16 protein-coding genes and 1 pseudogene are annotated in these 15,093 nt (G+C 35.2%); 8 read left to right on the forward strand and 9 right to left on the reverse strand.

The features are described from left to right. Positions 1 to 936: 936 nt before the first annotated feature. The 4 genes from ruvA (at position 937) to OZD64_RS02735 (ending at position 4,081) form a co-directional block, all read left to right on the forward strand. A complete protein-coding gene (gene ruvA, locus OZD64_RS02720) occupies positions 937 to 1,509 on the forward strand; it encodes a Holliday junction branch migration protein RuvA (protein ID WP_010082382.1) in 573 nt (190 codons plus the stop codon). Beyond that, positions 1,506 to 2,486, forward strand: a complete 981-nt coding sequence (gene ruvB / locus OZD64_RS02725) for a Holliday junction branch migration DNA helicase RuvB (RefSeq protein WP_274999255.1) — start codon at positions 1,506 to 1,508, stop codon at positions 2,484 to 2,486. The genes ruvA and ruvB overlap by 4 nt, the downstream gene beginning before the upstream one ends. A 65-nt stretch (positions 2,487 to 2,551) precedes the next feature. Then, positions 2,552 to 3,481, forward strand: coding sequence for a hypothetical protein (locus OZD64_RS02730; protein ID WP_244263391.1), 930 nt, complete (start codon positions 2,552 to 2,554; stop codon positions 3,479 to 3,481). 60 nt (positions 3,482 to 3,541) lie between these two features. Beyond that, a complete protein-coding gene (locus OZD64_RS02735) occupies positions 3,542 to 4,081 on the forward strand; it encodes a DNA-3-methyladenine glycosylase (RefSeq protein WP_038199418.1) in 540 nt (179 codons plus the stop codon). Here the strand turns inward: OZD64_RS02735 and purF are convergent. Genes purF through OZD64_RS02750 form a run of 3 tightly spaced genes read right to left on the reverse strand, consistent with a single transcriptional unit; the run spans position 4,063 to position 8,097 of the window. Then, complete coding sequence (gene purF, locus OZD64_RS02740; protein ID WP_038199414.1) at positions 4,063 to 5,448, reverse strand: amidophosphoribosyltransferase; 1,386 nt, start codon at positions 5,446 to 5,448, stop codon at positions 4,063 to 4,065. The genes OZD64_RS02735 and purF overlap by 19 nt on opposite strands. A gap of 25 nt (positions 5,449 to 5,473) precedes the next feature. Beyond that, the gene (gene rodA / locus OZD64_RS02745; protein ID WP_038199410.1) at positions 5,474 to 6,577 is read right to left on the reverse strand and encodes a rod shape-determining protein RodA; all 1,104 of its coding nucleotides are present in this window, start codon (positions 6,575 to 6,577) and stop codon (positions 5,474 to 5,476) included. 53 nt (positions 6,578 to 6,630) lie between these two features. Further along, positions 6,631 to 8,097: a proton-conducting transporter transmembrane domain-containing protein gene (locus tag OZD64_RS02750; protein WP_274999256.1), complete on the reverse strand. Its 1,467-nt coding sequence runs from the start codon at positions 8,095 to 8,097 to the stop codon at positions 6,631 to 6,633. Positions 8,098 to 8,161: 64 nt separating this feature from the next. Here OZD64_RS02750 and OZD64_RS02755 point away from each other — a divergent pair, with 64 nt between their 5' ends. The 3 genes from OZD64_RS02755 (at position 8,162) to virB9 (ending at position 9,902) form a co-directional block, all read left to right on the forward strand. Next, positions 8,162 to 8,476 carry an NADH-ubiquinone oxidoreductase subunit NDUFA12 family protein gene (locus OZD64_RS02755; RefSeq protein WP_038199408.1) on the forward strand — a complete coding sequence of 105 codons (315 nt, stop codon included), beginning with the start codon at positions 8,162 to 8,164 and terminating at the stop codon, positions 8,474 to 8,476. Between the two features lie 2 nt (positions 8,477 to 8,478). After that, positions 8,479 to 8,934, forward strand: a complete 456-nt coding sequence (mlaD, locus tag OZD64_RS02760; protein WP_010082331.1) for an outer membrane lipid asymmetry maintenance protein MlaD — start codon at positions 8,479 to 8,481, stop codon at positions 8,932 to 8,934. Positions 8,935 to 9,119: 185 nt separating this feature from the next. Further along, on the forward strand, positions 9,120 to 9,902 hold the full coding sequence (virB9, locus tag OZD64_RS02765; protein WP_010082330.1) for a P-type conjugative transfer protein VirB9: 783 nt from the start codon (positions 9,120 to 9,122) through the stop codon (positions 9,900 to 9,902). Positions 9,903 to 9,905: 3 nt separating this feature from the next. Here virB9 and OZD64_RS02770 read toward each other — a convergent pair whose 3' ends face one another. The 5 genes from OZD64_RS02770 to der all read right to left on the reverse strand — a co-directional run bounded on the left by OZD64_RS02770 (position 9,906) and on the right by der (position 14,430). Continuing rightward, a complete protein-coding gene (locus OZD64_RS02770; RefSeq protein WP_010082329.1) occupies positions 9,906 to 10,502 on the reverse strand; it encodes a ribonuclease HII in 597 nt (198 codons plus the stop codon). 6 nt (positions 10,503 to 10,508) lie between these two features. After that, positions 10,509 to 11,489, reverse strand: coding sequence for a phospho-N-acetylmuramoyl-pentapeptide-transferase (gene mraY, locus OZD64_RS02775; protein ID WP_010963043.1), 981 nt, complete (start codon positions 11,487 to 11,489; stop codon positions 10,509 to 10,511). A 580-nt stretch (positions 11,490 to 12,069) separates the two neighbouring features. Further along, positions 12,070 to 12,612, reverse strand: coding sequence for a demethoxyubiquinone hydroxylase family protein (locus OZD64_RS02780; RefSeq protein WP_006279362.1), 543 nt, complete (start codon positions 12,610 to 12,612; stop codon positions 12,070 to 12,072). Then, complete coding sequence (locus OZD64_RS02785) at positions 12,587 to 13,108, reverse strand: disulfide bond formation protein B (RefSeq protein ID WP_010963042.1); 522 nt, start codon at positions 13,106 to 13,108, stop codon at positions 12,587 to 12,589. Before OZD64_RS02785 ends, OZD64_RS02780 begins: the two co-directional genes overlap by 26 nt. Beyond that, the gene (der, locus tag OZD64_RS02790; protein WP_010963041.1) at positions 13,105 to 14,430 is read right to left on the reverse strand and encodes a ribosome biogenesis GTPase Der; all 1,326 of its coding nucleotides are present in this window, start codon (positions 14,428 to 14,430) and stop codon (positions 13,105 to 13,107) included. The genes OZD64_RS02785 and der overlap by 4 nt, the downstream gene beginning before the upstream one ends. A 131-nt stretch (positions 14,431 to 14,561) precedes the next feature. On the opposite strand from der, the gene OZD64_RS02795 reads away from it, so the two are divergent. Further along, entirely contained in the window at positions 14,562 to 14,771 is a 210-nt protein-coding gene (locus tag OZD64_RS02795; RefSeq protein WP_010081834.1) for a hypothetical protein, read from the forward strand. Positions 14,772 to 14,780: 9 nt separating this feature from the next. Here the strand turns inward: OZD64_RS02795 and OZD64_RS02800 are convergent. Beyond that, positions 14,781 to 15,093, reverse strand: a pseudogene (locus OZD64_RS02800) (IS4-like element ISWosp8 family transposase); the annotation flags it as partial.

Below are 15,093 nucleotides of genomic sequence, written 5' to 3' on the forward strand. Positions count from 1 at the left end.
AGTTCACTGATATTGGTATGGCTAAATTTGAGATAGCTTCATAAATTTATTGTGCGTTACCTACTATCCGAAGAGCGATGCAACAAAGCCCACGCACTGGGATGACAGCAGTCCTACGTCATACCGCGATTCATTCGCGGTATCTCGGCCGCTAACAAGAGATCCCGCTAACACGTAGCGGGATGACGAGCTTATCGTCACGCTGCCACGAACCGTCATACCGCCGCGGCGCTAACAAGAGATCCCGCTAACACGTAGCGGTATGACGAATTACTATCTACACCGTCATACCGCGATTCATTCGCGGTATCTCTTAACATAGATCCCTTACTTAACCGTCATACCTTAACATAGATCCCGCTAACAAGCAGCGGGATGACGGTTGTCGTTTAGCTACAAATATTAAGAAATTTACCAAATAAAAAAAAGGCAAAAGAAGCCCCGTGGTTGGCTAATTACTTACATTATACTTTCAAGTATGGCGCTTTTTTATTCTAAACGCTTAATAACCACGACTCAGCTGCTTTTAAGCTGCAACTAATCTAAATTATAAACATTAAGAAATTTACTAAACAGAAAAAAAGGCAAAAGAAACCCTAGGGTAGCTAATTATTCACTATCCATTTTTTAAGTTGGCGTTTTTTAATGTTTTAAATGCTTTATAAGCGTATTTCAGCTTGTGTAGGTAAAAACCCAGAAATTTGATAAAGACATAGAGTGCACATAGTGCAAAAAATTAAACATGAGACGCCAGATACGTGAGTTTTTTGTCATTTAATCTGTACAGAGAAGATAAATAAATAGCTTCAGTGTTTATGATAAGGGGGCTGGCGGAGTTTGTCAAGTGGTTTTTTAGCCACGTTTCCCTGTTATAATGTTCGTTTGCTTGACCTAAGATCCAGGAGTATTTAAACTGAACTCTATATAGTGTTAAAAATGATAGGAAATCTAAGCGGAATAGTTGATGAAGTGCGCAGTGATCACATAATCCTGAATGTGAATGATGTTGGCTATATGGTGTATCTTTCAGCCAAAACTTTAAATGCATGTTCCATCGGAAGTAGAGTTAAATTACTTATCGAAACCTATGCAAATAACAGAGAAAATGTCGCTCAGCTATATGGTTTTATAAGCAAAGAAGAACAGCAGTGCTTGAGGTTGCTTGTCAAAGTAAGCGGCGTTAGCTATAAAACTGCAATGTCAATTTTGGGCAAATTAACTCCAGAACAGCTATTTTTGGCAATTATGAATGAAGATAAAGTAGCACTCAAGATGAGCGGACTTGGCCTGAAACTCATAAATCGAATCATCACTGAATTGAGTGGCAAAGTGAGTAAACTAGAAATAAATAACAATAATTTTCATCCAATTAATGAAGATGCCCTTTCAGCATTGATCAATCTTGGGTATGAAAAAATGAAAGCTTATGATACGATAAAAAAATACAGGCCAAATCTGGACACTAAGGATATTATTCGCATGGCGCTTAAGGAGCTTTCAATACTATGAAATCAATATCGTGCGGTAAAGAATATACTGAAGATGTGCGCAATATCAACATCAGGCCTGAACAACTTGATGATTTTGTCGGGCAAAAAGACTTAATACAAAATTTAAAAGTGTTTATAAACGCTGCACAGACGAGAACTGAAGCTTTAGATCACGTTTTATTATATGGTCCTCCAGGGCTTGGCAAAACAACTTTAGCACAAATTGTTTCTAAAGAATTAAGAGTTAGCTTTCGCGCAACTTCTGGTCCTTTACTTAGTAAAGCTGGAGATTTGGCCGCAGTGCTTACCACTTTAAATGCAAAAGATGTTCTATTTATCGACGAAATTCATAGATTAAATCGCAGCATCGAAGAAGTTTTATATACTGCTATGGAAGATTTTTGCCTGGACATATTAGTAGGTGAAGGTCCATCTACTCGCACTTTAAGGATAGATCTACCACCATTTACGCTAATTGGAGCAACAACACGGCTTGGATTACTTTCTGCGCCACTCAGAGATCGTTTTGGCATTCCTTTGCATCTTGAGTTTTATTCCTTTGAGGAGCTGGTTAATATTATAAAAAGAGGCGCAAGAGTTCTTTCTGCTGAAATTGAAGAGGATGCAGCACGGGAAATTGCCTGCCGTGCGCGCGGCACTCCAAGAATTGCTTTGAGGTTGCTCAGAAGAATAAGGGATTTTGTTGAAGTGAAAGATGATAAAAAAATTACTTATGAAGTCGCTGATTCTGTATTACTAAAATTGGGTGTAGATAAAATGGGACTCAATAAACTTGATATGAATTATCTAAGATTTTTATTCAACACTTCAGGCCCTGTTGGAATTGACACCATATCTATTGCGCTATCCGAAGATGTTGGCAATATTGAAGAAACAGTAGAACCTTATTTAATCAAAATTAGTTTTGTAAAGCGCACACCAAGAGGGCGCATTCTAACCGATCAAGCAAAGGAGTATTTGAGCTTTCAACATTAAACATCATAATTTATATTGACTAATTGGCGTGGTATCTATATGCTAAAATTTATATATTAAAAATAATGGAGGCATATATATTAACTAATAGCACTGAAACTGTATCTTTAATTGAAACTTCTTCTAATCTAAATATCAGTCCTTCTGATAATAATTCGATTTCGGATACTAAAAATGTACCTAAATCAACACTAGATGAGAACGTACCTAAATACGTCACTCTTAATAATGCAGAAGAATGGAATGAGTTCTTTATAATGCAGAACAACACTTCTACTAATACCACTAATAAAAAGAAACCAAAACCTTATATTCATAAGGATAGTAATGGTATATGTACATATACTGCTCGGGATGAGAATAAATATGGTGGTAAGAACATTATAGGCAAAATTGCTGAACAAATTAAAGAAGAGATATCTAAAAATATAGAAAATAATGATATAGAATTTATAAAACTTAAAGAAAGCAAAAATGAAGATAATATTATTGAGCCTGCCGTAAGAATTGCGATAGGTAGTAATACAAAAGAAATAAGCATGAGTGACATTCTAAATAACGATTTGTGTAAACAATATGGCGTGGAAGCAATTACATTATTGCTACCTCAAAGTAAAGCAAGGGGGCTACTTTGCCGGGTTGATGAACATGGAACAAGAATTTATGAAGTAGCTAATGGGTCATATCAAATGACTTTAAAGTGGAATGCTCAAGGAAAAGAATGTAATATTAAAATTAATGTTCATGATAATGGCTCCGTAGAACTTATTGAGGGTAATGGTGTTACTATGGAGCAATTAGCTGCACATAAAGAAGTAAAAGTAGGAAGGCAATATGAAGCAAAGCCTTTACATGAAGTGTTAGCATCACAATTGCCACAAACACAATTACAACAAAGCTCTGAAGAAGTAAAATTTTTGGAGCAGCATTCAACAAATGTAGAAGACTTGAGCGGCGCATCACAAAAGCATCAAGCTCCTGCTGCTTCAAAATAGGTAAAGTAGTGAAAATTCAGTATAAGTTGCTTGCATCTGCAAGTAACTTATACTTTTATGATGAGCAACACAATACTACCAAGAAATTTCTACGAGCGGCCAACTTTGGTTGTAGCCGGGGAGTTACTAGGAAAGATGCTGAAATTTTCTAACTTTAGTGGAATAATAACCGAAGTTGAAGCCTATATAGGAATGAGTGACCCAGCTTGTCATGCAGCTAAGGGTTATACTAACCGAACCTCAGTAATGTTTGGTATGCCGGGGTTTTCATATGTGTACTTTATATATGGAATGTATTACTGTTTAAATATTGTAACAGAAGCAGAAGGGTTCCCAGCAGCAGTGTTAATACGGGGATTAAAGCTCATTGAACCGCTTGAGGCAAATTTAGGTGGGCCAGGAATATTGTGTAAAAGATTAAATATTACAAAAGAACATAACAAACAGGACCTTACTATAAGCCACGAATTTTGTGTTTATGAATCTCACCTCAAACCAGATTATGTGTGCACTCCGAGAATCGGAATTAGTAAAGGCCAAGAGAAATTTTGGCGGTTTAAAAACTTAAGATCTTGCGTAGACTATTTGCCAATTGGATAATCACCAGTGAAACAAGCATCACAATATTGTGGTGTAGCATTGTTACGCACTTCTCCTTTAACAGCCTGATATAATCCATCAATACTCAAGAAGGCTAGGCTATCTACTCCTATAACTTCCTTAATTTCCTCTACAGATTTATTTGCAGCAATTAAATCTTTGCACTCTGGCGTATCTATTCCATAAAAACAAGAATGCTTAATTGGTGGGCTTGAAATTTTGAGGTGAATCTCTTTTACTCCTGCATCCTTTAGCATAACTATTATATTTGTTAACGTACTACCACGCACTATACTATCATCTATTAAAATTATGTTTTTACCTTTCAAAGTGTGCTTATTAGCATTGAATTTTAATTTTATTCTAACTTTACGTACTTCAGCGGTTGGTTGTATAAAAGTTCTTCCTATGTAATGATTACGAATTATTCCCAGTTCCATAGGTAATCCTGAATGCTTTGCATATCCAATAGCTGCAGGTATTCCAGAATCAGGTATTGGTACAACCATATCTACATTGTTTTTTGGTGGGCTCTCTTCTGCAAGTATTCTTCCTATTTCTTTTCTTGTATCGTATATAGACCTATTCTCCATTATGCTGTCTGGTCTTGAAAAATAAACGTATTCAAAAATACAAAAACTTGATTTTTGCTGTGGGAAAGGAAACATTGAGGCTAGCTTACTACCCGAACTGATGGTAACTAATTCGCCTGGTTCTATTTCTCTAACAAACTCTGCATTTATTATATCAAGAGCACAAGTTTCAGATGCAAGAACGTAAGAACCGTTTAACTTTCCTAAAACAAGAGGCCTGATTCCAGATGAATCACGTACTCCAATAACTACTTCTTGATTGATTGCAACAAAAGAATAAGCACCTTGTATTTGCTTTAATGCATATATAAAACTCTCTAAAAAGCTATCTTTTTCACCGCTTGCTGTCAGATGCATTACTACTTCTGTATCAATATCTGACTGAAAAACGCACTCTTGTTTAATCAATTGTTCGCGTATCGGAGAAATATTAATTAAATTACCATTATGTGCTATGGCGAAATCCCCAAATTTGCCACTTTTGCTAAACATGGGCTGCACTCCAAACTTATTACCACTTGTTGAGTATCGAACATGACCTATTGCACAATCTCCAGGTAAGGATTTCTTTATTTCATCTATATCATCAAATACGCTGCTCACTTGACCTTGAAAGTGATAAGAGTGCAGCTTATCGTTGTTACTGGTTACTACGCCAAAAGACTCTTGACCTCTATGCTGCAAAGCGTGGAGAGCAAGTATAGAGTTAAAAGCAGCACTTTGGTTGCAACTTATGCCAAATACCCCACATTCCTCACGCATTTCATCTAGCATAAAAACTATTAAGTAAAATTTAATTTTACTTTAGCATAGGTAAAATACAAGCATTTTGTTGTTCATCTGCTTTTATTGCCAGCAATAATCCTATGCATATTAAGCTTGCAGCAGTTGTACTTCCTCCATAGGACAGAAATGGCAATGGGTCGCCTATCACAGGTAAGAGGCCCATTGTCATTCCGATGTTTATAAAGAAATGAGCACTAAAAAAGGCGAAAATGCCGATAGATATCGACTTAGAAAAATAATTTTTCGACCTATAAGCGATAGAGAAAATTATGCCAAGTAATGAGGTATAAAGCAAAATTAAAGCCATGCTACCTAAAAATCCCCATTCCTCACTCAGCACTGCAAAAGCAAAATCTGTACGTTTCTCCGGCAAAAATCCAAGTTGAGTTTGACTTCCGTTAACAAAGCCCTTACCAAGCAAACCTCCTGAACCAATAGCTATCTGAGATTGCTGCGCATTATAACCTATTCCAAGTGGATCCACTGATGAATCCAAAAACGACAATATCCTTTGCTTGTGATAAGGACGTAAAAAAGGCCAAATAGCCGGTACTGCAAAAATGCCAAGCGTTCCACATATTACCGAATGAGATCTTTTTATTATTGCTGTGAATATAATTGATATCCCTATAAATAACATTATCACAGCTGTGCCTAAATTAGGTTGCTTTAACACCAAGAACACGGGTAAGAAAATAATTATAAGTGCCTTAAGCAATCTTTTAAATTCCATCATTTTATATACACTCTGCTTATCAAAATAGCGAGCAAGCGCAAGTATTAAGCCTACTTTTGCAAATTCTGATGGTTGCAAACTAATTGATCCAATTCTTATCCACCTTGTTGCACCCATTATGTGTGAGCCAAAAAAATTCACTACTAATAGCGAAATCACTGCTGCTACATAAAAAAAGTAGGCGTGCTTCAAATAAAAATCTAGCTCTATGAATGACATAGCTATAGTAAGTAGGAAAAAGAAGGAGAATATGACCAGTTGGTGAATCGCAAATGGCACCCACTTTCCTCCAGCAGAAGAGTATTGAACAACAATGCCAACGCAAAACAGCGCTATCACGTTAATGACTAACAACCAATGAATCTTCTTCAGTCTATCCACAATAAAGACCTTATAACCTTAAAGTATAGTAAAATATGAAACAAAGATAAAAATCAAAAAACCAACTTCTCAACTACTAACCGAATTGGAGTGCTATATATTCCAGTTACTACTGTTAAAACTGCCATAAACAATAGACAGAAAAGCATAGAAAATGGCACATCATTAATTTTGTCCGGTGTCATTCCAGTGCGTGACGTTGCATCATTTTCAAAATACATTTTCTCTACCATCTTCCACATATATATCAATGCAAGGAAAGAGCCAGCAGCAAATGTTACAAGGGAAATCCACGCATGAGATTCGATAATTGCTTTCATTATATACCACTTGCTTACAAAGCCATTTGTTAAAGGCACACCGATTAATGCTAAACTGAGTAGAGTGAACGCAAGTGCTGTATAAGGCATTGATTTCTTGAGTCCCGATAAATTCTCTATTTTTGTTGTATCAAATTTGTAAGAAATACATCCTGCAGCCATAAATAAAGATGTTTTTATTATGCTGTGGTTTACTATGTGAAGAATTGCTGCAAATACACCTGTTTTTGAGTTAAAACTCAGTGCTAAAATTATATAACCAATTTGGCTAATACTAGAGTGAGCAAGCAGTCTTTTTATGTCTTTTGCGGTTATTGCAAATATCGACCCAAATATAACAGCGCAAAGTGCGAGGATAATTATCACGTTGCTTAGTGATGGTTTAAATAAGAAGAAATTTTGATGAAAAACAGTATAAAAGATTCTGATGAAAACATATATCATCACTTTTGTCACTGTGCCTGAAAAGAATATGCTAATGAAACTTGGCGCCTCACTATATGCATTAACCAGCCACCTGCTTAATGGAAACAGTGCCATTTTGATTGAGAGACCAATAAAAATGAACAACGTGCCAAGTTTTATGATGTTGTTATCGTGTAATGGAACTATTCTTTCAGCCATGTCAGACATATTGAGCGTTCCAGTCATTGAATACAAGAGCCCGATGCCAAATAAATAAAATGTTGCGCCTATTGTTCCACTAATTAGATATTCAAATGCTGCAACCAAGGCTTTTTTATCCCTTCCCATTGAAACTAATACATAAGAAGAAAGAGATGAAATTTCCAAGAAAACGTAAAGGTTAAATATGTCGTTTGTTACTAGAATCCCGAGCAGTCCGCTTAAGCACAGTAGAAATAGAGAGTAAAAACCAGTGATTTTGTTTTTGCTAATTTCTTTTTCGTTAATATAAAAGCTATAAAGCACGCTAATCAGCGCTATAAAATTCACCAAAGTTAGAATCAAGGAGTTTAACACGTCGATTCTTAACTCTATTCCATACGGAGGAGCCCAATTTCCAAGGTGATAAGTTATAATTTCACCTTTATATGTTTTAATGAGTAGTATTGATGAAATGATAAGAGTGATTGTTGTTGCAATAAAAGAAATAAACCAAGATACCTTGTGTTTCTTGGCAAGAAAGCAAAACATTGATGCAATTATTGGTATAATAACTTGTAAGATTGGTAATTGCATTAAATTGTTGTTAATATATCGTTAAAGTATTAGTATATATAATACTTTTTGTTTTAATACCCTTATGTTATCTAAAATTTGTAACGCAATAAAACGCCTATTACGAAGAGAAGATAAATTTGTAGGAAGAGATGAAAATGGAAATTCTTACTATGAATCAAGTAAAGGAAAAAGGTGGGTTATATATAGCAGTGTTTCTGAGCCTACAACAGTGCCTCCGGAATGGCATATATGGCTTCACTATACTGATAATGTAGTACCAGTTAATAATAAAAAAAGAAAAGTAAAACATACTCCTAATTTAACGGGTACAAAAGATGCATACTATCCAAACCAAAAAGTGAAAAATTACTATAAAAGCTGGAGTCCTGATAACTAAAGATGCGAAGGTCAAATATACTTGAAATAACCGCTGGATTATTTGTATTAATTTTCACTATTTTTCTGATTTTCTTTGCTATTGATAAGCTATCTTACATAAAGAAAAACTATAAGGATTGCAATAAAATATATGGTCTTTTTGCTAACGCTAACGGTATAGGAGTTGGTGATAGTGTCAAGATCTCTGGTGTAGATGTTGGAAGCATAACTGGTGTATCACTTGACAAAGCTACCTACGTAGCACGAATCGATATGTGTATAAGCAAAGACATAAAATTGCCAATTGATAGTTCAGCTCTGATCACTAGCAGTGGAGTTGTTGGCAGTAAATTTGTTAATATATCACCTGGATCAGATATTAAACTAATCTTGCATGGTGGTAAAATAGAGTATACTCAAGCTGAAGCAAATATGGGTGGAATAATGGACAGAATTCTTGGTATGTTTACAAAGTGAAAATGGCAGGATTCCAAGTATATCCGTTCAGGTAAAGCCTCCTGTAGTTCTAAAGTATTTAAGGAGTTTGCCTTATTTCTTGCCTTTTCTACCGCTTGCTTTGGGGTTTATAGTATAGAAAGTGCCTTAATAGTTGCAGTGCATGTCTATCAATGATAAAATGAAAATTAATTTATTTTGATATTATGATTGGTTTACTGTTTGCCGTACTGTTGTTCCTCTGTGGTAGTGATGCACTTGCAAAACAGGAGCCACGTTCAATAGCTGGAGATAATCACATAAAGGTGATAAATTATAACCCACAAGCTATACATAAGTATACGGGTTTTTATGGTTATCAGTCCAGTATATTGTTTGAACCAGGGGAGGTAATACAAAACCTTTCAATGGGTGATTCAACTGGTTGGCAACTCCTTCCTCAAGGTAATAGATTGTTTATTAAGCCTATAGATGATATTGCCGATACTAATGCAACTATAATTACCAATAAAAGAGTTTATTACTTTGAACTTCATGCTGAAGAAGCAACTGGACTAGATGATCCAAGATTAGCATATGAAGTAAGGTTTCTTTATCCACTATTTAGCAGTGATGAGATTTACACAACAAATAACGGTGATATCTTCGAACAAGCTAGTCATACCATTATTCCTGATATCAATGATATTGAAGTTGTAAAGAAGGGATTAAATTTTAATTATTCCATCTCGCACGTCAAAGGTAGTCAGTCAATAATACCAATTAAGGTTTTTGATGACGGAAAATTTACATATCTACAATTCAATAAAATAAACTCTGATTTTCCGGCAGTTTTTATGGTTGATTCTGCAGGATATGAGTCTTTAGTAAATTTCCGTACAGTTGATAACTACCTGATAATCGAAAGGGTAAGTTCAGTGTTTACCTTAAGGAATGGATCGAGTACAGTTTGCCTATTTAATGAAACCATACCTTTCAAAAAAGGGTAAAGGCTATAATGCCCGAGATATGGGTGCAAAATTTTTTCTATGATGTTCTGTAATTCCATAAAGGCCAATAGCGTTAAGGTGCTCTTTTGTCCCATATCCTTTATTTTTATACCAATTATATTCAGGATGCTTATTATGCAATTCTTGCATAAGCCGATCTCTCGTAACTTTTGCAACGATTGAAGCTGCTGCAATTGATGTACTCAAATTATCACCATTTACTATGGATTTCACTTGCCATTTCACTTCAGGTGGTTGATTACCATCAACTAGTACATAATCTAATTCTAGGTCCAAGTCTATCAACGCACGTTTCATTGAAAGCTTTGTTGCTTGCAAGATATTGTATGAATTTATTTCTTCTACGCTTGCCATTCCTATACCAAATTTTGCAACGGATGTTATTTTTTCATATAGGACTTGCCTACATTGAGGAGTCAACTTTTTCGAGTCGTTGATTCCATCAATAATTGTATTTCTATCAATAAACACTACGGCTGCGGATATTACTGGACCAGCTAGCGGACCTCTTCCAACTTCATCCACTCCTGCTATCACTCCTGATAATTTATTTTCTAATGTAAAGTCTGGGTATTTCATAGGTTTTTATAATAAGAAAGTTATAGTAAAAACTGAACAGATAATAGAAATTATCCAAAATTTCATAACGATTACATTTTCTGACCATCTCTTCTTCTCAAAGTGATGATGTATTGGTGCCATAAGAAAAACTCTTTTTCCTTCTCCATATTTAAACTTTGTATATTTAAAATATGATATCTGAATAATAACAGATAGAGTCTCTATTACAAAGATTATTCCAATAATGGCAAAAAGCATTTCTCTTTTAATTAGGACACTAGTTAACCCTAAAGCCGCACCTACCGACAAGCTACCAACATCACCCATAAATATTTTTGCTGGATGTGTGTTAAACCACAAGAAACTTAGAATAGCTCCTATAAATGCAATGCAGAATAAAGTAATATTCATATCTGCCTGAGTTATATATGCAATTAGCCCCAAAAAAGCAAAGGAAGTGATAACTTGAGTTGCAGCAAGGCCATCCAAACCATCTGTGAGATTCACAGCATTAGAAGAGCCGACAATTACAAACGCAGCAAACGGAACATATAGATAGCCAAAATCTATTATTACTCCTTTAAATAGGGACGTTTTTGTAAAACATTCAGCAGAGTATAGCTTAAGTATAAACACACCAACCAGAGCAACAATAAACTGAATAAGTATTTTGGTTTTTGCACTTAAACCTCGATAGTGATTTGTCTTCAATTTTAAATAATCATCAATAAATCCAAGTAGAGCAAAAAATAGAGTTATCAATATCAGCAGCAAAATTTCTGGTGTTAACTGAGCCCAGAGTAAAATTGGTAATAAAGAAGAAATCAGTATTATTATTCCGCCCATAGGTGGTACATTCTTTTTTGTTATTAAATGACTTTCTGGTCCACATGATCTAATTGGTTGCCCATCTTTGCTTATTTTTTTTAGAAGCTTTATAAAATAGGGAAAAAGAATAAACCCAAAAACAAATGAGGTAAAAAATACTTTTGTAGCTAAGATCATCTGCTTACTTAAATTGACTAAGTGTCATACCACCTATAGCTAATAAAGTCAACTTCTGTCATCCTATAGCCTGACCCACAACTGTACGAACATTGTGATTTGGGCCCATCAGTAGGGTGTCATCCCAGTCTGGAATCCACAACTGTACGAACGTTGTAGTTTGGACCACCAGTGGGGTGTCATCCCAGTGCCCAGACACTGGTTCTATGCAACTTAATTAAAAACGTTTGTTTTAGTGTAAGACAATTACCTTTAGCTTATCAGCTCAGTTATAAGCAAAATTTCTGGATTCCAGACTGGAATGACACCATTTGCTGTGCAATTTACCTTCAAAAATGAATGTTCGTACAGTTGTGAACCTGTGGCAGGTATTACATAAGAGCATTTCCCTCTTCTAAATTAAAACGCACTTTTGCCTCCTTTGCAGTCTATACTTTAGATGTATTTAATTTACAAATACTAATTATTTATTAATAATGGTGATATGTAAATATAGTTATAAAATAATTGTTACACTTGAATTCCTTCCTGGTTTCTGTTGTTATCAGAACATTTAAAACACTTTAAGAAAGCTGCTTAGTTAAATTAACTTAGACAAGTAAATAGCAGTTTTGCAGCCTGTTTTTATGAATGATGATAAAATGTTGTAGCCAAATGCGCTTTCAGCATTGTGCTGAATTGCAATATCTTTGTGCTCTAACTCCTCGTCGCGAAATTTACTTATAGTTTCTCTTAATTCCCCATCTTCTAAATGTGAAACTTGCTCTTTGTAGTGCTCCCCGATAACTTCTTCAACTGCAGCAGTGCAAGCCATAGCAGCTTTTTTGCCCATAATGGCAGTTGCAACGCCAAGCGACACTCCTAAAACACGCCAAACAGGCAACAAAACAGTAGGACGAACTTTTTGCTCTTTGATTTTCTCATTAAAATAGTGAAAATGCTTTTTTTCCTGCTCTTCCATTTCAATTATTTCATTGATTATAGAAGATTTCTTAAGAATAAATTTTTGACCAGAATAAATGCAAATAGCTCCATATTCTCCAGCGTGATCTACTCTAATTGCCTGTTGCAAGAACTGATTGTTGCTGTACCTTAAATTATTTAGATTTCTTTCTTTCTCCACAATACACCTTACCTGATACGAACAGAGCTACTATGAGATAAATTAGATTCCATGTTGCTAAGGAAACACCTAGAACGTAATGAGGTCTGTCACAAGATGGAGAGTAATTAGGATTTAGTAGATTATTTCTGAGCTCTTCTATACTAACGTTACTACTTGCTTGCTCTGTACAACCTAAAACATCATGAAATAAGTGAAGTTCAAGACCTATATGATAAAAAGATATTACTGCACCTATGAGGTAGCTGCAAAACATTGCATAGATTAGAATTTTGTTGTCTTTAAGCATGCACGCTACTGCAAGTAATCCAGCGATATAGTAAACTATTCGCTCGTATGTACATAACTTGCATGGCAGCATGTTGAAAAAATATTCTAGCACATATGCAAAAATTAGAGCAGCGGCACTCGACAGCAGAAAGATTGCAGGAATTCTGGAATTATTACACATAACTTTAAGTAAATTATCCCTGAAAGTATAAAGCAGAGTATTCATTTTACATAGGGATTTTTATTTTTTTTCAAAAGCAATCTAACTGGCACACCGTCTGCAAAGAAATTTTTTCTGAGATCGTTAATTAAATAGCGTTTGTAACTTTCATCAACACTTTCAGGTATGTTACATATCAAAGAAAAAGCTGGAGGTTTAGTACCAATTTGAGCGATATACTTCATTTTAACTGCTTTGCCTTTTACAAGAGGGTGAGAATGTTTTCCTACAGCATCTATGAGCCACTTATTCAGTTTTGCAGTGCTGATCTTCTTGTTCAAGGATTCACTCACTTCAAGACACTTATCTATCACATCACCGCAGCGCATGCCTTTTAACGCAGAAATTGTTATAGTTGGCACTTCCAAGAATAACCTGGTTACTTCCTGTTGTTTGACAAATTTTATTAACCTGCTTCTGTCATCCTTACCTATTAAATCCCACTTATTTAAAACAACAATAATCCCTTTCCCTCCCTTAATTGCAGCTTCACCAATTGATAAATCCTGCTGCTCAATACCAACTAGGGAGTCTAGCATTAAAACTACCACATGAGAGCGCTTGATTGATTCCATGCTTTTCTCAACAAATCTTGATTCTAAGCCATCTACAACATTCGCCTTTCTGCGGATTCCGGCAGTGTCAATTAGAGTAATTAACTCTCCATCATGATCATATGTAATATCCACAGAATCACGTGTGGTACCTGGCTCTGAACTTGTTATTAGTCTGTTTTCTGCAAGTAAACCATTTAAAAAAGTTGATTTTCCAACATTCGGACGGCCGATGATCGCGATCCTCAGCCTACTCAGTTCATTGTTAGGTAACTCAGTGTTCTCGTTAAAATTTTCAATAACACCAGCTAATGCATCATAAAGATCAACCATGCCAAGATTATGCTCGGCAGAGATATACACCGGGCCAAGAAAATCAAAAAACTGCAAATAATCAACATTTTCGGATTTATGACTCTCGCATTTATTTGCTACTAGTATTACAGGTTTATTTATTTTTCTCTTCAGCCACTTTGCAAACTCTTCATTTCGCTCATTTTGCACTTTTGCATCAACAAGAAAGAAAATTATGTTTGAATTGGATAAAGAAAATTCGATTTGTTCAATAACTTGTAGTGAAAAATTAGTTTGGTCGTTCCATCCTCCTGTATCTATAACTTTAAACTCCAAATCGCTAATTCTCCCCATTCCCTCTCGCCTATCCCTTGTCACTCCTGGAATGTTACTCACTACTGCTGCTTTTCTTCCTACTAATCTGTTGAATAGGGTCGATTTTCCAGCATTTGGTAGGCCTACTATGGCGATTTTTAGCATAATTCAAGGGCATGTTCTATATGAAGTAAATTATAACCGAAACTTTTCAATTTAACTATTGACTTCGTAGATTATATAAGCATACTACAGTTAGAATTTTTTTATTTCGTTATGTAAAATATGGGGTAGTTATGCTAGTGTCAGAGCAAATAGAGAGTGTAGATAGAGAAGAATTAAAGCAACAAAATCATATACATAAAGATACAGAGTATTCGGAAGAGACGACAATATATGGGCATATTAATCAACATATGGAAAAAAACATCTCAAATACATTGCATGAAATATATGATGCTCTTATGTCATATAACGAATCGGAACAGCCAATGGCGTCAACTTAAGAACTTTCATTAGCAAACTCTCCTAAAGACATGATGGCGTTTAGGCTTATCTACTTTATTGCAGCTGTCCCGGTCGGATTTTAACTTTAGCGCGTATACTTAAAAAGGGCTTGAAAGTTTTTTGGCGCAATAAGTACCTGATAGAGTTTCTGTCTCATTACACTAAATAAAACTGAAAAATTTAAACGATACTCAGTAATTTGATCTGGGTTCCAAGGCCCTTGTGCATCACATATATGAAGCGATAATATATTGCACATGACCAAGTTTGCCCAAAATTCTTGTAATACAGCCTCTCCAGAAAAATTCTCTAACTCTGCTC

Source organism: Wolbachia endosymbiont of Drosophila tristis (assembly GCF_028981745.1).
Lineage (GTDB): Bacteria > Pseudomonadota > Alphaproteobacteria > Rickettsiales > Anaplasmataceae > Wolbachia > Wolbachia pipientis.